Origin of the sequence: Brachyspira hyodysenteriae ATCC 27164 (assembly GCF_001676785.2) — a bacterium.
Classification (GTDB): domain Bacteria; phylum Spirochaetota; class Brachyspiria; order Brachyspirales; family Brachyspiraceae; genus Brachyspira; species Brachyspira hyodysenteriae.
Genome location: NZ_CP015910.2, coordinates 1,399,626 through 1,425,806 on the forward strand (window position 1 = coordinate 1,399,626; position 26,181 = coordinate 1,425,806).

Below are 26,181 nucleotides of genomic sequence, written 5' to 3' on the forward strand. Positions count from 1 at the left end.
TTAATTTTTTAATTTAAAACTTCTTGAGTTTTGCTGCTTCCTGCCTTAGATGTACTCTTTGGAGGATCATATATAGGTTTTGAGTTTTTTACAGCTCTAATACCTGTTATTTTTTCTTCATAAGAAGGCATAGCTGATAAATCTTTAAACATCGTAGAAGAATAATCTAATATTTGAGTATTTCCTGCCTTTGATGAAAGTGTTTTTGAGAATTCATCTAATTTAGCAGTATCTGCTACTCCTATTCTGCTTCTCCAATAAAGAACAGTAGGATAATATCTATGATCTTCAGCTAAAGATGCTCCAACCTCAGCGAACATCTTATCTGCCTCATATAAATCATTATAAGCAAATAGGTTGACAGCACCTAAATAAAGTCTTGTTCTCATCAAAAGGTTAGAATTATCTTTCTTATTATAAGCAAATGTTAAATCTGATTTAGCCTGAGCTGCGAATTCTGATGACTTTCTTCCCTCATTTAAAAATCTTGAATAATATGAAACTCCTCTGTAATATGTATATTCTTCTACGGATATTCCCATATATTCATTATAAGGATTTGTATTAAACCATTCTGTTGCCACTTTTGAAGGTCTTGATAATACATCTCTTATTATATTTCTAGTATTTTCTGCATTTCCATCATATTTATTAGCAGGAACATTTTCTTTTCCTACTGTTAATGAAACATCTTCTTTTTTTTCTTCATTATCCAATAAATCTTCTTCTATAGGTTCTATATTTTCTACTGTTTCATTTGTAGGAGCAGTTTGATCCTGTATTATTATAGAAAATAGATTATATTTGTCTTTTTCAACCTTTACAGCATTAGTATACAGTTTGTCTCCGAAAGATATATAAGCTTCATACATTCCTTCAGAAACTTCTATAACAAAATTGGTAGAAACTTCTGTATTAAATGAATAATCCTCTATATCTACTCCTATAGGTCCGTTATTAGGATTTTTATCTATTAATATTGTTAATGGATATAAAGGTTTATCTTCTATTTCTGTCTCTATATTTGTAGGCTGAGGTATATCTTTCTGTTCCTTTGTACCTCTTAATATATTTGTTTTATATTCAATAGTTTTAGGGTCATCTATAACTATTTCATCAACTATTTCTTTTTCTATAGAAGGTATTCTTCTATTTGAAACATTTTCAGGAGTTTTTTCTCTTTTAGCTATATTCTGAAGCTCATCTAATTCTTCTTTTTCTTCAGGTGCTATTTCTGTATTTACTAAATCTTCATCTTTTTCTATTTCTTCTTCTATTTCATCTATTTTTTTAGTAGGAGAATATCTTTCAAAAGTATCAAATTTTTGTGCTGTAAACACAGAAAGTCCGTCTTCTTCTGGAAGTATAGGAATAGAATTTGTTATTAATGTATAAACGTCCATATTGGAAGTAGTCCATTCATAAACTTTCTGAGTCATATTTTCAGGAGATTTCAATTTTTTCATCATTTCATTTATAGTTTTATTTTCACCTGTAAAATAATCATATATTTTATTATTAGGATTCTTTGATAAAATATTCAAAGTTTCATAGTAACTTTCATAAACCATAGGAGTAATATAACTTAAATACATACTCCAATATATTGCTGTAGGATAATTAGGGTTTGAAGTTTTACAATTATCAGCATAATATTTAAATATTCTTGCTGGAAGTTCCTTATCTCCTGGTAATATTGTAAGTATTCCGCCCAAATATAGGAAAGCTCTATCATTGTAAGAATATACAGGGTCATTAGGAAGTTCTAAAGCTTTTCTAAAATCACTTGCTGCCCTATTAACTTCTGTTCTAGCACTTCCAAATTTAACAAATGATAAATATCTGCTTACTCCTCTGTAAAAATCAAATACATATTCATTTACACCATATTCATCAGAATATGAATTTTTCTTAAACCAATCTATAGATTTTTTAGGAGATTTGTTTTGTAAATCTTCTATATAATCTGGAAATGTTATGCTATTTTGAGAAAATAAAGGGAAATATAGTAGCAATATAAATGCAATAACTTTTTTCATTGTTATCTCCGAATATTTTTTAACTATTCTTTAAAATATCGACATCTGTTAAAAAACTTAACTTATTTTACTATAAAAAAATATAATATCAAGTATAATAAAATATTTTTGTGTGCTATTAAATTAAATATTATTAATTGTTGTTATTATCAATAAACTGCTAAAAAATAGCTGATAACTTTCTTTTTTTACTGTTAACTGCTAGTTTATGGATTTAAAAAATTAATTATATTATTAAATAGTATCAAAACATTTTTAATGTATATAATTATATATTCTAATATTTTATCATATATTTGCAATATTCATTAGTTTTATAATTGTTAATATTATGTATATATTATAAAAAATTAATGGAATTTTGTAGTTTACATAAGAAAATATTATGATAATATATAAAAAATCTGAATTTTAAGAGAATTTTACCATCCTGAGAAATTAAAACATTTAAATACTATTGACATATACATTAACATAATATAGAATTATGTTAATATACTATATTTACGGAGTTTTTTTATGACCCCTGTTCTTCAATTAATACTAACATTCGTTGTTCCTCTATTACTTATCGGTATATACGGCGTAATCAATAGAAAAAAAAATTACGGCAATAATGATTTTAATGAAATGTTTGCTGAAGAAAAAGCTGTTTTGGAAGGTATTGTAGAAGAAAAGATTTCTGAAGTTAGAGATAATGCTATAGATCTGGAAATAGCTGTTAAGAAAGCTGGATTTATAAGCAAGTCTATGGAAGAGGATCTGGCTAAATTAAATAAAAGGATTGAGTCATATAAAGACTATAAAGCTGCAGTATCGCAATATCAAGAGCAGGTTGATTCTCTTGAGGAAGCTTATTTGGAAATACTAAATAAAGTGGATACTGTATTAAAAGAACGTAATACTATAGAAAAGACTTATAAAAGAATATCCGATGTTAAGGCTAAAATGACAGAATTGGAAAAGAATGTCGGATCTATACAGGATAAATTGATAGAATCTTATAATTCTAAATTAAATGAGTTTGAAAGCGAGCTTTATAAGAGATTTGATGCTCTTACAACTAATCTTTTAGCCCGTGATGCTCATTACAGCACTATGGCAGAACAGGAAAAAGAGAAAATATCTGCTCTTACTGAAGAATTCAAACTTCATGTTGCTAAAAAAGAAGAATTATTTACAAATCAGCTTACTCAGCTTGCTGAAAGAACAGCCCGTCATAATATAGAACAATTGGCTGAACTATTTGAGAAAGGCAGAGATGAGCTTATAAACAAATATTCATCATTCGCTGATGAGATAGATGTTAAATCTAAAGATATAGAAAATCGTTATGAGACTTTAAGTCAATCTAAAGATGGACTTGAAACAGAATTAAATAATTTAAGAGATACTATACATGACAGACTTAATTCTATAACTGAATCAAGCGTATTAGAGTTCAAAGATGAAATGGAAAAAACTAAAGAGATGCTCTACTCTACTCTTAAAGAAGGACTTGAGAAAATAAGTCAGGATAAAGAGGAGTTTTTAGATTCTATAGAGCAGAAAGCACATTCTTTAGAGAAGTCTATAGATGATATAAAAGATAAAGCAGATTATATAAGCAAAGATTATGCAGAAAAAGCACATCAATTAGAAAGCGAGTTCTCTGTATTAAAAGATGATATAAATAACAGATTTATAGCTGAAGTAGAAAATTTCTCTAATCATATCAAGAATGTACTTGAAAATGAAGATGACGGAGTAATAACTCTTTACAGAAATAAAACTAAAGAACTTAATGATTTAATCATATCTATAGATGGTATGAGTGAAGAAACTATGCTTAAAGCTGAAAGCAGATTTGAGGATATAGTTAATGATATAGATAAGTTGAAAGATGATATATTAACTAGAGCTCAAGATGATATGGAGTACTCTATAGATAAAGCAAGAAGTTCTTTAATAGCTGAAATCAATGAGCTTAGAAATGATGTTGAAACTGAAACTAATCTATTAAAAGACAAAATAGATGAAACTCATTATCAAACTTCTGAGATAATATCTATACTTAATAATAAGCAGGAAGAAATACTTGATTCTTTAAACTTACAAAAAGAATATTTATATAAAGATTTAGAAACTCAAGCTAATGAAAGAGTTAATGAAATAGAAAAATTATTCTCTTCTGTAAAAAGTGAATTAGAACAGAATATTGATTCATATATTAAAAACACTTCTTCTGATTTGACTGCTATTGATGAGAAGTTGTCTAATTTAAAAGAACAGTATGATAAAGCTTCTTCTGATATAGATACTCTAAGTAAAGATACAGAATACAATATAAAAGAAAATTTAGAAAAACGTTTAGAGATATTAGAAAAATCTTCTGTTGAGATTAATGGATTAGTAAGCAGAGCTAATGAAAAATTGGATACAGGAATAAAAGATACTGAAGAAAAAATAGATGATATAAAGAAAGAAATTTCTAGTTATAGTGATGCTTATATAGAAAGCTTAAAATCTCACTTGAAAAATGTTTTAGATGATTATGAACAAACAAAAATGAAAGCTATAACAGACAGTATTGATTCTGTTATAAATCAGGTTGATGAAAGCGAAAAAAGACATGATGAATTAATAAGCAATATAGAAAATTCTATTGATGATTTCAAAAATAAAATGGATTTGGCTATAAATGAAAATGTCAAATTCAATGAAGAAAGCAAGAAAGAAGTTGTTGATATGCTTCATAACGAACTTCGTCAGGCTACAGATGCATTCGATACTCTTTTGAATGAAAAAAGAGATAGCATGAACAAGATAAAAGATGAAATTGAAGATATAATGCATAGAGTAGAAAACGGCAGAGATACTTTTGAGCGCACTATAAATAAAGTATATGAGAATGCTGAAGATAAAGAAAAAGCATTAATGTCTGATATAGAAGATAAATATAACTCATTAGATAAGAAAATAGATGGCGTATTAGATGAGAGAAGAGCTGATTTGAATGCTATCAGTGCTGAATACAATGCTATGCTTGAAAAGTATTCTAATAACTTAAAAGATGACTATGAGGAATTAAAACACCATGCATCTTTAATGAGCGATGAATATAAAATCCGCATAGAGAATTTAGGTGAAAGAATTAATGAGATAATAGATAATGCTAATAATATGCAGTCTATCATTGATTCTAAAGCTTCAGAAATAGATTCTTATATAGTTTCTAAAAAAGAAGAAATAGATAGAAAGAGCGGTGATATATTTGCTGGTGTAGAAGAAAATGCATCTAAAAAATTAGATGAGCTTAGAGAATTAATAGATAATGCTATAAACAGATATCAAGATGAAATAAAAGAAATAGAAACATACAGACTTGATGAAAAACAGAATATCATTGAGGATATAGAAAATATTGGAATTAACATAAGAAAAGATTATGAGGAATATACTAATCTTCTTGAAGACTTCTATAATAAAGAAAAAGATTCATTGAATGATTATGCCAATAGCTTAAAAGATGAAATAGAAAAAGCTAGAGAAGAATCTGAAGCTAAACATCTTACTAATGAAGCTAATTATATAGATGAATATTTGAATAAAACATCTTCAAAAATAGATGAAGAAGTTAATCGTTTGAATGAAGAATTGAATAGTTCATTTAATACTTTATATAGCGGATTTTCTAAAATATTAGCTAAAATAAGAAAATCTAACACTAAAAAATTATTGCAGTATATTGCTAAAATCAAAAGACATGCTAATAAAGTTATATCTAATACAGCAGCAGAAGTTAGAGATAGTCTTGGCTTAACATTGGAAGATTTGAGAAATGAGTTTATATCATTGAAAGACAATGTTGATGAGAGATTAAGAGAAGAAGCTGATAAATTAATTTCTAATAATGAAAATGTACTTGCTATATTAGATGATCATAACAATAGATTAGAACAGATTAATGATTTAAGCAATACTATAGAAAATATTAAAGAAACTTTATTAGAGCAGATTAATGACTTAAATTCTCATTTGTCTGACACTAATGAAAACTTCAATAATATAATAGACAATATAAAATCTTCTATAATAGACAGAGATGAATTGATTGAACTTCAGAACAGTGAAAAAGAGTTCTTGAAAAATCAAATAGATGATATTAAAGAAGAATTTGAACTTTTCAAAGATCAAATGTTAAGAACTAATGAAGTAGAAATACCTGCATTATTCGATGAAGAAAAAGAAAGAATAGAGAATATGTTTGATGAGTTCAGCAAAAATTTACTTATGAGACTCACAGACAATGAAAGTGATATACATTATATAAAAGATGTTTTATCTGAAGAGAGAAGTCATTTAATATCTCAAATAGAAATTTTAAGAAAAGATGTTGATGATATTAAAGATGATAATAGAGTTACAGTTTTATCAGAAGAAAAGGCTGTACTTGAAAATTCATTAACTGCTTTAAGAGATGACTTTGATAAAATAATCGATTTAGAAAATGATTTCGTTACTCTTAAAAATAGAATGGAAGGAATAGACAGCGGATTAAAAGACGATGTTAAAGACTTATCAGATAAATTAAGAGATTTGAAAAATAATTTAGAGGAAAAAATAGAAAAAGACTCTAATGGATTATATAGAGACTTAGAATCTCTTAATAATGATTTTGAAACTGTAAGAAAGAATATGTCTTCATTCTTTAATAAAGATGAAATAGAAGAAATGCTTAATAATGAAAAAAGCAGATTAGATTCTATATTCGAAAGCTTAACTTCTAATAACGAAAACTTTAAAGATAGATTAGAAAAACGTATAGCTTATTTTGAAGATATGTGGTCTGATAATACAAGAATAAAAGCTATATATGCTTCTGATATAAGAGAAGAAGTTGAAAATATAAGAAAAGAAGCTGATATTAAATATGACAATCATATTGCTGACTTGAAACAAAAAATGCAGTTAATAGAACAAGATATATATGATTGGAAGAACGGCAATTTAAATACTTTACTTGCTCAGTTAGATGAAGCTAAAAAAGGAATAGAAGAATTTATCAATACTTCAGAAGGAAAGAAAAATCAATTCCTTATTGATATGGTTAATGATATAGAGAAGAAAGAAAATGAAATTTATTCACGCATAGATAATAAAATTTTAGAAGCTGAAAATAAACTTTCTTCTATAGATGAAAAACTAAACAAAGCTATAGGAAATAGTTTAGAAGAGATACATAATAGAATAAATGAGTCTGTTGCAAAATATGATGAAGAAATCAAAAGAATTGAACATCATAGAGAAACTGAAACTGAAAATATAATATCTGATATGGAAGATTTAGGCAACAGCATAAGAGAAGATTATGAAGAATATTCTATTATGATAGATAAGATATATGAAGATGCTGTGTCTGAATTAGAAATACATCTTGATAATATTAAGAAAGAGATAGAAAGAGCAAGAGCCGAATCTGAAGAAAAACATCTAAGTAATGAGAAAAATTATATAGATGATTATTTATTAGATTATTCAGAAAAAATTGAATCAAAAGTTAATGATAAGTTGAATATATTAACAGAAAGCAAGGCTCAATTAGATGATATGGTAAAAGAGTCTTTCAATGCTCTTAACACTAACTTGAATGATGTTATAAATAGATTCAATGAAGAAGCTAATAATCAAATACATTCTGTTATAGATAGATTAGAGCAAGAAGCTGCAGAAAGATTGCATAATGAACAGAAGTATATAGCTGAATTGGAAGAACAGTTGAGAGCTATTAGTGTTAAAATAGATAATGAGCTTTACAATATTTCTTCAAAATTAGATAATGAAATATCTGATGTTAAAACAAAATATAAAGATTTGAGTAATGATTTTGATGAAGCATTAGATACTATAAAAGCTTCTATATTTGATAGAGATGAGCTTATAGAATTACAGAATTCAGAAAAAGAGATGTTAGCTGAGCAAATTGAAACTTTGAAAACAGAATTTGATTCTTTCAAAGATGAACTTTTGAAAGCTAATGAGGAAGATATACCTGCTCTATTTGAAGAAGAAAAACAAAAGATAGAAAAAGCATTTGAAGATTTTACATCTAATGTTTTAGAGAGAATGAATAATTCTGAAAATGATATGAATTATGTTAAGGATGTTATAGTTGAAAATAGAAATACATTCTTAGAAAAGATTGATAATATAAAAAGAGATATAGAATCTATCAAAGAGGATAATACTATAGCACAATTAGCTTTAGATAAACAGTCATTAGAAGATTCTTTCAATACTATCAAAGATGATTTTGGTAAATTAGCTGATTTAGAAAATGCTTTGTCTCAATTGAGAGATAATGTTGAAGATATAGATTTGAATTTCAAAGATGATATAAAAATCTTATCTGAAAGATTTGAAGAATTTGAGAATAAAGCTGTAACTGATGAGAGATTTGATAATTTATCTTATAATATAGATGAAATTAGAGATAATTTAAAAGATTCTATAAATAAATCTTCTGAATTAGAAAATAAATTCTCATCTATAAAAGAAAATCTTTTGAATGCATTAACTAAAAATGAGAATATAGAAAATCTATTTGCTGATGAAGTAAAAAAATTAGATTCTTTATTTAATAATATAAAAACAGATAATGCAGAGTTTAGAGAGAGATTAGAAAAACGTATCGACTATTTTGAAGATACTTGGTCTGACAGCGGAAGAATTAGAAGTCTTTATGCTGCTGATTTGAGAGATGAATTAGAAATAATAAAATCAGAAACAGATATAAAATTAGAAAATTATGTTAATGATTTAAAATCTCAAATAGAGGCTGTTAATAATGATGCTTCTGCTTGGAGAGATGAGTATATTAATAACTTAAAAGAGAAAATCGATTCTATGGATAAAGATATATCCAGTTGGAAAGATGAACGTATCAATGAGTTATTGGATCAATTATCTAATGCTAAAGAAAGTATAAAAGATTATTTAGAATCTTCTGAAGGTAAAAAAGAAGAATTCCTTTCTGATATACTTGCAAAAATAGAGGATAAAGAAAATTCTATATATAACAAAATAGATGCTAAAATAGAAGATATAGAAAGCAGATTATCTGCTATTGACGGAAAAGTATCTGATGATATATCAAGAGGTTTAGAAGAAGTAGAAAATATAGTAAATAAAGCTATAAATAAATATGATGAAGAGATAAAAAATATTGAACATCATAGAGCTGAAGAAAGCAGTAAATTATTAGATGATATACAATCAGGATATGATTATTATTCTAAACTTATAAATACTACATATAAAGATTCATTATCATCTTTAGCAGATTATACTAATAGAATAAAAGCTGATATAGAAAAAGCTAGAAAAGAGGCTGAAAATAAACATTTAAATAATGAGAAAAATTATATAGATCAGTATTTGAAAGAGTATTCTGCTAAAATAGATGATAGAGTTAATGAAAAAATTAATGTATTAAATGACAGCAAAAATAAATTAGATGATATGATAAAAGAGTCATTCAATACTCTTAATGTTAATTTAAATGATGCTATAGCAAGATTCAATGAGGAAGCTGATTCAAAAATCAATAGCACTATTGAAAAATTAGAAAAAGATGCATCTGAAAGATTCTTTAGTTACAAAAATTATCTATCTGAATTAGAAGATAATTTAAGAGCCATCAATGCAAAAATAGATAATGAAATATATAATGTATCTTCAAAATTTGATAATGATATATCTGATTTGAAAAACAAATATAAAGAATTAAATATAGATTTTGAAGAATCATTAGATATGATAAAAAGTTCTATACTTGACAGAGATGAACTTATAGAGCTTCAGACTTCTGAAAAAGAGCTTTTAGTAGAAAGAATAGATGAGCTTAAAAATGATTTTGAAAGCTTCAAAGATGAGGTATTAGCAGCAAACAGAGATGATATACCTACTCTATTCGATGAAGAAAAAGAAAGAATAGAAAAAGCATTTGAAGAGCTTACTAATACTTTATTGGATAGAATGAATGATTCTGAAAGAGATGTCAATTATATTAAGGATGTAATTTCTGAAGATAAGCTTACTTTATTAGAAAAAATAGATAATTTGAAATCAGAGATTAATGCTTTAAAAGAAGATGATACTATAACTCAATTAGCTTTAGAGAAACAGGCTTTAGAGGATTCATTCAATTCTATAAAAAATGATTTCTCAAGATTAGAAGAATTGGAGAATCATTTATCTCAATTGAAAAATAGCATGAATAATGTTGATTTAGATTTAAAAGATGAAGTTAAAAGTTTAGCTAATAAATTTGATTCTTTTGAAAATAAAATCAGAGAAAATGTGAACAATATAAACGATAATATTGGAGATTTAAATTCTGATATTAATGTAATTAGAAATGCTATAAATGATTCTATAAATAAATCATCTCAATTAGAAAATTCTATATTAAGAGATAAAGAAGCATTAGAAAATAGATTGTCTTCTATAAAAGAAAATTTGATGTCAATATCATCTGATAATAAAGTTTCAGATACTTTATTTAATGATGAAGTGAAAAAGTTAGAAAATCTATTTAATAATTTCAAAAATGACAGTATAGAATTCAGAGACAGATTAGTTAAGCGTATAGAGTATTTTGAGGATACTTGGTCAGATAATGCTAAAATCAGAAGTTTATATGCTGCTGAGATGAGAAATGAATTAGAAGAAGTTAAGAAAGAAACAGAATTAAAATTTGAAAATTATCTAAATGACTTACTTAATAGAATAGAAACTATTGATGAAAATATTTCTAGCTGGAAAGACGGCAGAATTAATGAACTTCTTTCAGAGTTGGAATTAGCTAAAAATAATATATCAAGTTATTTAGAATCAACAGAGGATAGAAAAGAAGAATTAATTTCTGGTGTTCTTTCTAAAATAGAAGAAAAAGAGAATGCTATATATAATAAAATAGATTCTAAAATATCAGATATAGAAAATAAATTATCAGTTTTAGATGATAAAGTATCTAATGACACAGCTAATAAATTAGAAGAAGTAAAAGAAATAGTAGATAATGCTATAAATAAATATAATGATGATATTAAAAATATTGAGCATTATAGAACTGAAGAAGGAAATAAACTTTTAGAAGATATAAAATCAGGATATGATTATTATTCTAAATTGATAAATTCCGTTTATAAAGATTCTTTAGCTTCTTTGGCAGAGTATACAAATAGAATAAAAACTGAAATAGAAGATGCTAGAAAAGAAACAGTATATGGCAGCAATATAGATAAAAACTATATAGATGAGTATTTGAAGGATTATTCTGATAAATTAGAAAGCCAGATTGCAGATAAAATAAATATATTAAATGAAAGCAAGAATCAATTAGATGATATGATGAGAGATTCATTTGCTACATTGAACAGCAATTTGAATGATGCTATAGCTAGAATAAATGAAAATGCTGACAACAAAGTAAATGCTGTAATAAGAAAACTAGAATCAGAAACATCAGAAAGATTGCTTGATTACAAAGAATATATTGAAGAATTGGAGAATCATTTAGCTTCAATAAATAGCAAAATAGATAATGAAATATATAATGTATCTTCTAAATTAGACAGTGAAATATCAGATCTAAAAAACAAGTACGATGCTTTGAATGTGGATTTTGAAGAAACATTAGATTTGATTAAGAGTTCTATTTTAGATAGAGATGAGCTTATAGAACTTCATAATTCTGAAAAAGAACTTCTAGCAAATAGAATATATGAACTTAAAGAAGAATTTGATAATTTCAAAAAAGAAGCTTTGAATGCTAATAAAGAGGATATCCCTGCTCTATTTGAAGAAGAAAAACAAAGAATTGAAAATGCATTTGAAGAGTTTACAAATAATCTATTAGAGAGAGTAAATATTTCAGAAAGCGATATAAACTATATAAAAGATGTTATTTCTGAAGATAAAATTACTTTATTAGAACAAATAGATAATTTGAAAGCTGATATAGATTCATTAAAAGAAGATGATGTATTCACTCAATTAAGTTTAGAAAAAGAAGCATTAGAACAGTCATTTAATTCTATAAAAAATGATTTTGCAAAATTAGAGGATTTGGAAAAGCATTTATATGAATTAAGAGATAATATGGAAGATGCTGATGTTAATTTAAAAGATGAAGTATCTAGCTTGTCTTCTAAATTTGAAGATTTAGAAAATGCCATAAAAGAAGATAGAGAAAATATAGAAAAAGAATTTACTTCAAGCTTAAATAATGTTAATGCTGATATAGATAATATTAAGAATGATATAATTAATTCTATAAATAAATCATCAGAATTAGAAAGCACTATATTGAAAGACAAAGAGGAATTAGAAAATAAATTATCTGCTATAAAAGATAATTTACTTTCAATGACTGGAAGAAGCGAAACTATAGAAACATTGTTTAATGAGGAAGTTTCTAAATTAGAAGAATTATTTGATAAAGTTCATAATGGAAATATAGAGTTCAGAGACAGATTAGAGAAACGTATAACTTATTTTGAAGATACTTGGTCAGATAGTACAAAGATAAGAAGTTTATATGCTTCTGAAATGAGAAATGAGTTAGAGGAAATTAAGAAAGAAACTGAAATCAAGTTTGAAAATTATCTAAATGATTTGAATAATAAGATAGATGCTATAAATGATGATATATCTATCTGGAAGGAAAATAATATTAATGATCTATTAGCACAATTAGAAAGTGCCAAAGAAGATATTTCTGCTTATTTGGATACAACAGAAGATAAGAAGAATAAACTTATCACAGCAGTTTTATCAAAAATTGAAGAAAGAGAAAATGCTGTTTACAGTAAATTAGATGAAAAAATAGCAGAAATAGAAAATAGATTATCAGAAACAAATTCAAAACTTAATGATGATATAGCAGTAAACTTGGATAATCTTAATAATATGATTAATGATGCTATGGCTAAATATAATGAAGAGATAAAGAATATAGAAAATTATAGAGCTATAGAATCTGATAAATTATTAGAAGATTCCAAAAAACTCATTGAGGATATAAAAAATGGTTATGAGCATTATTCTAATTTAATAAATGAAGCTTATAATAATTCTGTTAATTCTTTGACAGATTACTCTAATTCAGTTAAAGCTGAAATAGAAAAATCAAGAGAAGAATCAGAATCTAAACATTTAGCTAATGAGAAAAATTATATAGATGAGTATTTGAAGAACTATTCTGACAAATTAGATAGCAAAGTATCAGAAAAAATTGATAGCTTCAATACTGCTAAAGATAGTTTGGATAGATTAATAAGAAAATCATTCCATAAGTTAGAATCAAATGTTCAAGATGCTATATCTAAATTTGAAAAAGAATCTAATAGCAAAGTTTTAGAAGTTATTAAGAGATTAGAAAAAGATGCTAAAACAGTTGTATTTGATAAAAATGAATATAGCGTTTATCTAACAGAACAATTAGGTATCATATACAAAAAGATAGAAGATGAAGTATCTAAAATCAATGAAAAAATAGACAGTAATTTGTCAACTGTTACAGAAAAGTTTGATTCTAATATAGTTTCATTGAATAATTCTATTTATGATGATATTAATTCTATAATTGAGAAATATGAATCTTTGAGTAAAGATTTTGATTCTTCATTAGAAGTATTAAAAGACTCAATATTAGATAGAAATGAATTATTAGAAACACAGTCTTCAGAGAAAGAGCTTTTAGTTTCAAAAGTAGATGAAATTAAAAAAGAATTTGAAAGCTTCAAAGAAGATATACTAAATACTAATAAAGAATCTATTCCTGCTCTATTCGATGAAGAGAAGCAGAAAATTGAAAATGCTTTTGAAGAGTTTAGTGAAGCATTATTAGACAGAGTAAACAATTCAGAAAGCGATATCAATTATATTAAAGATATAATATACGAAGATAAGTCTTACATCTTAGATAGAATAGACAATTTGAAAAAGGAATTATATTCTTTAAGAGATGATGATACTATCAATAGATTGACTTTAGAAAAGAATGCTTTAGAAGAATCATTTAATTCTATAAAAGATAATTTCTCTAAATTAGAGGATCTTGAAAATAATTTATATCAATTAAGAGATGATATGGCAGATGTTGATATAAACTTAAAAGATGAAGTTAAAAATTTAGTTTCAAAGGTAGAAGAACTTGATTCTAAAATAAGAGAGGATGTTTCAAGAGATTTAGAAGATTATTCAAATGATTTGAGTATGCTTAATACTAATGTAAGCACATTAAATGATTATATAGAATCTATCAAATCTAATATGCAGGATTCTTTGAATAGAGCTTCTGAGATAGAAAATAGTATATTGAAAGATAAAGAAGAATTAGAAAATAAATTATCTGCTATAAAAGATAATTTACTTTCTGTATCTGGAAAGAATGATAGTATAGAATCATTATTTAATGATGAGCTTCAAAAGCTAGAAGGTCTTTTTGATAAAGTAAGAAACGATAATATAGAGTTTAGAGAAAGACTTGAAAAGCGTATAGAATATTTTGAAGATTCTTGGTCTGACAGTGCTAGAATAAGAGGATTATTCTCTTCTGATATAAGAGATGAAATAGAGAATGTTAAGTCATACACAGAATTAAAATTTGAAAATTCTATTAATGAATTAAAAGAAAAAATGGATTCTATGAATGACGACATCGCTGTTTGGAAAGATGAACATATTAATGATATGAATGCTAAGATGGAATCTATAAATGCTGACTTGGCTTCATTTAAAGATGAATATTTGAATGAGCTTAAATCAAAAATAGATTCTATGGATAGCGATATATTAAGCTGGAAAGATGGAAGAATCAATGAATTATTAGCTCAGTTAGAAGAGGCTAAAAATAACATTGAAAATTATATAGATAATTCAAATGTTAAAGCTGAAAAATTATTATCTGATATTTTATCAAAAATAGAAGAGAAAGAATCTCATATCTATAATAAATTAGATGAAAAGATATCTGATATAGAAAGCAGACTATCTGATACAGATTCAAAACTTAATAATGAAATAAGCAGTAATTTAAATAATCTATATAATACTCTAAATGAGGCTAAAGCAAAATATGATGAAGAAATAAAGAATATAGAAAATTACAGAACAGATGAAAACAGTAAATTATTGGAAGATTATCAAAAGCTTATTGATGAGATAAAATCAGGTTATGAGCATTATTCTAATTTGATAAATGAAACTTATAATAATTCTTTGAATTCTTTGACAGACTACTCTAATTTGGTAAAAGAAGAGATAGAAAAAGCTAGAGAAGAATCAGAATCTAAGCATTTGAATAATGAGAAAAACTATATAGATAATTATCTAAAAGAATATTCTGATAAATTAAATAATGAAATATCAGAAAAGATCAATATGCTCACAGAAGCTAAAGAACAATTAGATAATATGGTAAAAGAATCTTTTGATAATTTAGAAAATAGCTTTAATGATGCTGTAATTAGATTTGAAGAAGAAACAAGCAATAAAGTTCTAGAAGCTATTGATAAATTAGAGCAAGAGACAGAAGCTGTACTATTCAAAAAATATATGTCAGCTTTAGATGAGAAGATACATTCTGTAAATGAAAAATTAGATAATGAAACTTCTAATTTAAAAGAAAAATATGAAGCTTTAAGCTCTGATTTTGATGATGCTGTTGATATTATAAAGAATTCTATAATAGACAGAGATGAATTGATATCATTACATAATGAAGAAAGAAATGCTATCATAGAAAAATTCGAAAATCTTAAAAATGATTTTGAATCTTTCAAAGAATCATCATTAAAATTTGATAATGAAGATGTACCTGCTTTATTTGAGAATAAGAAAAAAGAGATAGAGCATATATTTGAAGAGTTTACAAGTGCTGTAGTTGAGAGAGTTGATATAACTGATGATGAAGTTAATAAATTAAAAGATGCTATTGTTTCTGATAAATTAGATTTATTAGAAAAGATGGATAATTTAGAAGTTGAAATAGAATCAGTTAAGAAAGATAATACAGTAGAACAGTTAGCTTTAGAAAAGAAAGCTTTGGAAGATTCTTTCAATGCTATAAAAGCAGATTTTGCTAAACTAGAAAATTTAGAAAATAACTTGTATCAATTAAAAGAAAATATGTCAGATGTTGATGTATTGTTAAAAGATGAAGTTAAAGCTCTATCAAGCAGATTATCAGATTTTGAAGAGAGAATAAAAGATGATATAGTAAGAGATTTAGATGAATATTCTATAGAATTAAATAATCTTACTGATAATGTAGGAAAATTAAATTCAAGAATAGATGATGTTAAATCACAAATAGAAGATAGCATTAATAAATCTTCTGAATTGGAAACTCTTATTTCTAGTGAAAAAGAAGAATTAGATAATAAACTATCTACTATTAAGGATGAGTTAGTATCTAAGTCTGAAAATGATGATACTATAGAGAAATTATTCACTCAAGAAAAAGAAAAATTAAATGAACTTTTCAATCAAATAAAAGATGATAATAAAGAGTTCAGATATAGATTAGAGAAACGTGTTGCTTATTTTGAGGACACTTGGTCAGACAGCAGCAGATTGAAAAATATTTTCTCAACTGATATAAGAGAACAATTGGATAATATCAGAAATGATAATGAGATTAAATTTGAAAATTCTATAAATTATTTGAAAGATAAAGTAGAATCTATAGATAATGATATATCTAATTGGAAAGAAAACACTGTTGATGAATTAGTTAAACAATTAGGTGAAGCTAGAGAAAGCATATCTAATTATTTGAATGATTCAGAGATAAAAGGAAAAGAATTAGTAGATAATCTTTTATCTAAAATAGATGAAAAAGAAAATAGCATGTATCAGACTTTAGAAGATAAAGAGAAAAACATGTATCAAACTTTAGATGATAAAGAAAAGAGTATGTATCAAACTCTAGATGATAGAGCAAGAAACATGTATAAATCTTTAGATGAAAAAGAAAAGTCTATATATGAAATCTTAGATAATAAAGTACAGGAAATAGAAAGCAGATTATCTCTTATTGATTCTAAATTGAATGATGATATAACTTCTAACTTAGAAAATCTATATGATATGCTAAATGAAGCAGTAGCTAAATATGATGAAGAGATAAAAAATATTGAGCATTATAGATTAGATGAGAATAATAAGATTTTAGATGATATTGATAATGTAGGAAAAGAAATAAGATCTTCTTATGAAAATTATTCTAAGCTTATAGAAGAGGTTTATAATAATTCTCTTAATTCATTAAAAGATTATTCTAATTCTATTAAAGATGAGATAGAAAAATCAAGAGAAGAAACAGAAGAAAGACACTTGTCTAGTGAGAGAGAATATATTGATGAGTATTTGAAAGGATATTCAGAAAAATTAGAATCTCAAGTATCTGATAAGATAAATATATTGAATAATGCTAAAACTGATTTAGATAATATGTTAAAATCTTCTTTTGATGATTTAGAAGCAAGATTTAATGAATCTATGACTAAGTTTGAAGAATCTTCAAATAACAGAGTATTCAAAACTTTACAAGATATAGAGAAAAAAGCTGATGATGTAATTTATGGAAACAATTATATCTACAAGATAGAAGATAAAGTAAAAGACTTCTATGGTAAAATAGATACTAAACTACTTCATTTTGCTGATAGATATGATACTTTAGAGAAAAAGATATATGATTTAGAGAGCAATCAAAATTATATATTCAGACTCGAAGATAAAATTAGAGATTTGAATGAAAAGCTAGATGATAGAATAACAAATGTTAATGAAAGATATGATAATTTAAGAAAATCTTTTGATGATAAATTTGTTCATATAGAAAGTGCTGTATTGAATAATGAGCAAGTTCAGAAATTGAGAGATGATTTCATTATTTTCAAAGATGATGTATTGAAAGCTAATAGAGATAATATACCAGAGCTATTCAATAAAGAAAAAGAAAAATTTGAAGAGTTATTTAATTCGTTCGCTAATGATATAATATCTAAATTAGATACTTCTAATGCTAATATAGAAGAGTTCAAAAATACTATGTATGATGAAAAGAATTCTATATTAGAAAATATGGAATCATTTAGATATGAGTTAGATGAATTAAAGAACAATGATTCTATTGAAGCTTTAGAAGCTGAGAAAGCTAGATTAGAAGATACTTTCAATTCTTTCAGAGAAGAATTTGAAAGACTTTATGATTTGGAAAGTGAAGTTTATAATTTGAAAAGTAATTTAGATGGTGTTGATTCTAATTTAAGAAGCGATGTTGATAAATTATTTGATGAAGTTTCTGAGTTTAAATATGCTTTAGAAGAAAAAATAGATATTTTAGAAGATAATACAGTTTCTAGAGATTTATTTGATGATGACAGAGAAAAATTATATTCTTTATATGATGAACTTGAAGCAGGAAATAAAGACTTTAAAGATTTAATGGATAAGAGAATAAGTTATTTTGAAGATACTTGGTCTGATCCTAATAAGGCTTTAAAACTTTATGAAAATGCTTTAACACCTGAAGTAGATAATTTGAAATCTGAAATACTTTCTAATGTAAAAGATCAAGTAAATGAAATAGAAAAGAACTTATCTGTTTGGAAAGATGATAATTTGTCTCTTCTTTTAGAGCAATTAAAAGAGGCTAAAGAAAATATCGATAACTTTATAGAAAGTTCTAAAGACAAGAAGAATGGTATTATTGCCAAAATGATATCTTCTATAAAAGAGGAAATATTAGGCAAAGAAAGTGAGATAAATACTCGTCTTGAAGAAAAACTTTCTTCTGTTAATGAAAGAATTGCTGATTTAGAAAATAGATTAACTTCTGATGTTAGCAGATTTAATAATATGATATCTGAAGCAGTTGATAAATATGAAGATGAGCTTAAGAATATAGAATCTTATAGATTAGAAGAAAATGAATCTATAATGAGAAATTTGGAAGATATTGGAAGAAATATAATTTCAAATTATGATAATTATTCTAAAATGCTAGATTCTGTTTATGAGAATAATAAAAATGCTTTAGATGAGTATTCAAACAGCTTAAGAATAGAAATAGAAAAAGCTAGAGTTGATACTAATAAAGGTTATATAGATGAATATTTGAGTGAATATTCTTCTAAAGTAGAGGCTGATATAAAAGAAAGACTAGAAGAGCTTGAGAAAAATAAATATAATTTAGATGTTATGATAAATGATTCATTTAATAATTTGAATCAAAGTATTAATAATGCAGTATCTAAAATGATAGAAGATTCTGATTCTAAATTAAGAGATGTTATAGATAATTTAGAAGTTCAGATAAATGATCTTATAGCTAATAAAGAAGAAGAAATAGTTAGCAGAATATCAGCTTATGAAACAGATCTAAAAAATGAACAGTATTCTTCACTTGAAGATATTAAAAATGAGTTATTAGGTCTTTATAATGAGTTTAAAGAGAATGTTAATTATGATAATTTGAAAGATATATCTGAAAAATTAGATAGTATAGAAACTTCATTGTTAGAAGTTAATACTCAATTAGAAAATAAAGCTAAAGATATTTCTGATAGAATAGATTTAGAAAAAGAAGAATTATATGCTTCTGTTAATAAATTGTCTTCAGAATTTGAAGATTTCAAATCAAATATAGATGACAGATTCAAAACTCAAGTAAGCGATTTTGTATCTAATAATGAGCATATATTATCACTCTTTGGTGAATATAGTGAGAAAATTTCTTCTGTAACTAATATATTGGAAGACATAGAAAATGTTAAAGTATCTTTAATTGAAGAAATAAATAAAGTAAAAGAAGAAATAGATAATAAATATTCAAGTCTTACTAAAGATTTTGATAAATCAATAGATGATATAAAAGATGCTGTATTAGATAAGAATAATATACTTCAATATTATATAAATGAAAAAGAATTGTTATGGAAAGAGATTGATGCTTTGAAAGCTACTTTTGCTTCAATGAAAGATAATATATTGAATGCTAATGAAGCAGTTGCTAAATATGCTCCTTCTATCATTGATAGTGAGAAAGTTCGTATACAGTCTGTTATAGACGATGTATTTGAAACTTTAAGTGCTAAAATAAATAATAATGAAGACAGTATTTCTAATTTAGAATCTTCTTTCTCTGAATATAAATCTCTTATATCAGATGCTATAGACGGATTTAAAGATGAAATTTCTTCTATAAGAAATAGTAATAACTATGATGATTTAATTGAAGAGAGAAATAGATTGGAAGAATCATTTAATTCTCTTAAAGATGATTTCTCAAAAATAGAAGATTTGGAAAAAGATTTACATCTTGTTAAAGCTAAGTTAAAAGGTGATGACAGCAGCTTGATTGATGAAGTTATGAGACTTTCTGATGAGCTTGAAATCTTGAAAGATAATGTATCAAATATGAATAATACAGATAATAATGTAAATGATAATAATGATATTGATGCTATTTATGAAGATTTCAAACAGTTAAATGAAAGTTTAGAATCATTCAAAGAAACTGTTATTCCTCAATTATCTACTTTTAGTAAATTGGAAGATAAGATATCAGAAAATAGAGAGGAAATCTATAAATATATCAATAGTATAATGTATTCTTTACCTGAAGCTTATATAAGCAGAGAAGAGATATCTAATTTAGAAAATAAATTATATGATATATTTAATAACTTCAATGACGGCATAGTATCTATAAAGAATGATTTAGTCTCTAATATAGAGAAAGACACTAAAGATTTCAAAGATAGAATAGAAAAGAGAATAGAGTTCTTTGAAGATGCATGGTCTAGTGAAGAAAAATTAGTAGAATTATACGGCAATATAATAGCTGATAATTTTGATGTATTAAAACAAGGTTTAGAATCACAATTCAATGATTCATTTGCTGAGTTCAAAGACAAAATAGATAATATGCAAAATGATTTGAATAGCTGGAAGTCTTCTAATCTTGATGCTATAACAGAGACATTGGATAATGCTAAAGATATAGCTGCTGACAATACTGATTATTCTGAAATCAAGTCTATGATAGAAACATTGAAAGAGGATATATATAATAAACAATTAGAGTTAGAAAATGACTTTAATACTAAATTAGAAGAAGGTATTTCAAATATAGAATTACAGATAAATACATTCGATGATAGAATTAAAGATTTAGAGTATAGTCAGGATACATTAGGTTCTGATTTAGCTCTATACAAAGAAAAATTGGATTCTATATTAAATGATTATGAGGACAAAGTAAAATCTAAAGTTATTAATCTTCAAAATAGTTTGAAAACAGAAGAGAAAAATACTATAGATTATATAGAAAATAATATAAGTTCTATAAAAGATGATATTAACAGTTCTAGCAAAGGAGTAGAATTAAAAATAAAAGCTTTAGAATCTTATATAAGTAAAATAAATAATGATCTTAATACTAATACATTGAAACTTTCTAATGAATTAGCTAAGGATAAAAAAGATCTGCTTGATACTATAGATGGTTTGAGAAAAGAGGTTTATAATAAAATAACCGAGGAAGTATCAAATAAAGATTCAGAGCTTTTGAAAGACTTCGAAGAGTTTAAAAATGAAATAATAAATGCAGTTCCTAATATGGATGAGCTTGCAGAACTTTTCGTATCTGAAAAAGAAGATATAACAAATGAGTTTGAGGAGTTAAAAAATGAGCTTCTCAGCACTCAATCTGACAATAAAAATTTTGCTCAAATGTTTGAAGAAGAAAAAGCAAAATTGATAGATGAGCTTGATCATTTCAAATCAGCTGTAAGAGTTGAGTATATATCTGCTGAGGAAAGATTCGAAGCACTTAAGAAAGATTATATGAATAACTTGAATAATCTTTTAGATGTTGAAAAAGCAGATTTGGAATCTTCATTTGAAGAGATAAGAAAAGAACTTAATAATATAAAAGACAGTTCTTTATCAAAAGAAGAAATAGAGAAACTTATAGATAGCTATAAGAATGAAATAAGTTCTTCTATTAATAATAAAAAAGTTGAAGTTTCTGAAAATGTAGAAGCTGGAAATGTTGATACTTCTTATGTAGAAAAATTGATAGAAGATGAAAGAGCTAGAATAAATGAAACATTAGAATCATTTAGAAAAAATATAGAGGAAAACTACTCTACTGTTGAAGCAGTTGCTGAAGTTCTTTCTAAAGAGCAGGATGCTGTTGAAGCTAAGTTATTGGGTATGAAAGAAGATATACTTAGCGAAATGCCTACTTTAGAAAATATAAGTCAGATATTTGTAGATGAGAAAGAGAATCTAAAAGAAGAACTTAGAGATGAATTTGTATCTTTAAGAGATGAAATATTAGGTTCTGTTCCTACTAATAATGATTTAGCTAATATGGCTCAGCAGTACGGTGCTAAAATTAGAGATGACTTCCAAATATTAGAGCAGGATTTCTCTGAAAGCATAAAAAGATACAAAGAAAATTTATCTAATGAAATGCTTGGATTTAGAAATGAGTTTAATGACAGAATAGCTAATATCAGAGATTTGGCAGAGGCTTTACAGGCTGAAAGAGATAGATTGATGGCTGAAATAGATGATATTAAACTTAAATATGAAAGCGGAAGCATATATTCTAGTGAGGCTTTAAATAACATAGAGGGCGACAGAGATAGACTTGTAAATGAATTTATAAACTTTAGAAAATCCATAGTTGAACTTATCAAAGAACAAGATGAAACTATGTCTATGTTTAATAAAGAGAAAATTAATATCATTGACAGTATAGAAGCTTTGAAAAATCAAATTTCATTTGATACTATAAGCAGAGATGATGTTGCTGCTATGATTGAAGAAGAAAGAAGACAGGTTACTGAAATGTTTGAAAGCATACAAAATGATTCTATAGATACTGATTTGAGATATCTTACAGATTCATTCAGAGATGATATCATAAAAGTATTTGAAGAATCTAATGATGAGTTCAGAAAACGTGTAGAAGCTAGAATAGTTCATTTTGAAGATGCTTATGCTTCACCTGATAGAATAAAAGAATTCTATAAAGATGCTATACTTTCTGAAGTAGACAGCTTGAGAAGTGATGCAGAACAGATACTTATAGATTTAAATGATAAGGTAGAAAATGCAAAAGAACAGATAAATGTATTAGAAAATGATAGAGTAAAAGACATAATCAATAAAATAGATGAAGCAGAAAATGATATTAATTCTTTAATAAATACTATAAAAGCTAATATTAAAGAACAAGAAAATGAGCTTAGAATGTTGAGCCAATCTCAGAAACATATATCTCAGGAAGTAGAGACTGTTCGCAGAGAGAGAGAAGCTCTTATGGATATGGTTAAAAACTCTGATATAAACATAAGAAACAAGCTCGACAGTTTAACAAGTGCTGTAGCAGAAGCAGCAGAGATTGCTTCATCTAAGATAGCTGAAAAAGAAGCAGCATTCAGCAGTAAAGTAAAAGAAGCTGAAGAATATATTAATTCATTGTCTGATAAAATTACATTAGAAAATAACAGTGCTTTAGATAAAGCTAGAGAAGATATTAATAATTTAGTTGCTTCTTTCAATGAATCAGTTATAAAAGAGACTAATGATTTGGCACCTCATATAACTAATACAGTTCAGAATTTCATTAATAATGAAATGAAAAAATTTGATAAATTCTCAGATGTTAGAAGTGCTATAGAAGGCATTGAGAATGATATTAATAACAAGATAACTGAAGCATTCAATAATATGAACAAAGAACTTGAAGATAATATTGTTGAATTTAGAAAGAAAATAGATACATATCAGGAAGAGTTTATCAGTGAATTAAAGATGTCTGTAAATGTAGAGGGTGAAAAAGCTGTTGATGAAATTAAGTCTTTACATAATGATGAAGTTGCTAAATTAAAAGAGATGTATTTAACTACTGAAAAATTCTATACAGATAGACAAGAGAAAAACCATGAAGACTTCTCAAAATTATTTGAAGAAACTTATAAAGACTATAATGAAAAAATAGAATCATTATATGCTCAATTAGATGATACTAAACTTCAAATAAGTACTTCTGTTGAAGATGTTGTTGCTGATTTGAAACAGGCTTTAAGCATAAAAGATGAGTTCTTAACTTCAGTTGAAAATAATAAAGAAAAACTTGAAGCTGTTGAAGAGCAAATGAATAATTTACAGAATGAATTTGCTCCTTCAGTAGAAAAATTGAAAGACATAATAGAAGAAAAGGCATTAGAATTACAAGAGAAAATCAATGAATACTCTCAAGATATAGAACTTCAAGGAGATAAGTTCAATTCTAGATTGGAAGAGTTATCTAATAATGCTAAATCTACTATAGAAGATAAGGTAACTGAATTTGATTCTATAATAGAAAATATTTCTAATAAAATGGATACTTTATTAGAAGAAAAGAATTCAGAGTTCGATGCATTAAAAGCACATTATGAAGGACTTTCAGAATCATTGACAGCATTGAAAGATACTATATCAGAAGCAGTTAATGAAAGAATAGAAGAAGCAAATAGCATTATAGAGGAAAATGTTCAGACTATAGAAGAATCAGCTAATGAAAAATATGAAAAATACATAGCAAGACTTAATTCTAATTTAGAACAAACATTGTCTCTTTTAATGAACGATGCTAAAGAACATATACAGAAAGCTAAAGATGAAATAATTAAAGCTCATACTGATAATTTAGATGAGTATGATCAGAGAATTACAAATATGAAAGATATTGTTTCAGCTTTAGAAGAAGATATAACTAAATATTCTTCTGAGATAGATGCAAGACTTGAAAGTATTAATTTAAGCTATGATGAAAAAACAAATGTTATACTTAAAGATTTTGAAAATAGAACTGATGATTTGAAATTGAAATTAAATGATGCATCTGAATCTATTGACAAAATGCTTGATTTAAAAACTAATGATATTTCTTTAGAGTATGAGGCTATGAAATCAAAAATAGATGATATAGCTAAAGATATAGAAAAATACATGAATACTGTTAAAGTATTTGATAATGCTAAAGAAATGGCAGATTCTATAAGAGATGATGTTTCTAAGTTGAATGCTTTGGTTGAGGATACTAAAGCTACAACAATTGAAATGAATAAGACTATGTCCGAATTTGACAGTTTAAAGAAAATGCATCAGGAAATATTAGGATATGCAGAAAGTCTTAGAAAGGAAAAAGACAGCTTGAAAGATACTCAGGAAAAAGTAAATATGTTAATGGAAATGTCTGGTGAAATTCAAGAGAGATTCGTTAATATAGCAGAAAATAATGCTATGATAGAGCATGCTGAGGAAGGAATACAGGTTGTTATAGATATAGCATCTCAAATAGAAAATAAACTTTCATTCATTAAGGATAAGGAAGAGTATGCAGATGATATATTACAGCAAATAAGAAAAGCTGAAGTAGAAACCGAAACTATTTTAGAAAGAGTAGATAGTATAAAAGAAGCTATGGTTGAAGTTGAAGATACTAGAAAGAACTTTATGGATAAGATTTATTCTTTAGAAAGAGATATGGCTAAAATAGATAAGAATGATAAAAAAGTTCAGTTGTTTATTTCTAAATTAGAAGAGATAAATGATATAATAGATGCCATACAGGATCAAAGAGAAAATCTTGTTCGTATGAAGAATCAGTATGATGATTATGATAAGAACATAGTTAAGAATTTGGAAAGAGCTGAATATTTTGTAAGATATTTAGAGACTTTACTAGATAATGCTGATAAATATATGTCTGATAAAGGTTCTAAGACTTCTAAAAAAGGAACAGCTGCTAAAATAGATAGTAAGAAAGAAGAGTTTATAATTAGAATGTATAAAGAAGGTTGGAAACCAGATGAGATAGTTAAAAATAGTTCATATTCAAGAGATGAAGTTGAAAGAACTATAAAAGCATGGAAAGATAAGCAATCCAGAGGATAATTTTAAATGGTTTGATTGTTCTCCTTCTAAAAATTAGAGTCTATAGGTTATTACTTATAGACTCTATTTTGTATATTATTATAAAATATAAACTTTATATATTTATATTTTAATTTATGATATG

2 protein-coding genes are annotated in these 26,181 nt (G+C 25.7%); one reads left to right on the plus strand and one right to left on the minus strand.

The features are described 5' to 3' along the window. Positions 1–8: 8 nt before the first annotated feature. Positions 9–2,039, minus strand: a complete 2,031-nt coding sequence (locus BHYOB78_RS06270) for a PDDEXK family nuclease (protein WP_020063542.1) — start codon at positions 2,037–2,039, stop codon at positions 9–11. 519 nt (positions 2,040–2,558) lie between these two features. On the opposite strand from BHYOB78_RS06270, the gene BHYOB78_RS06275 reads away from it, so the two are divergent. Beyond that, positions 2,559–26,057 (plus strand): SpiroCoCo family coiled-coil protein, encoded by a 23,499-nt coding sequence (locus tag BHYOB78_RS06275; RefSeq protein ID WP_020063543.1) that lies wholly within the window; start codon positions 2,559–2,561, stop codon positions 26,055–26,057. Positions 26,058–26,181 lie beyond the last annotated feature (124 nt).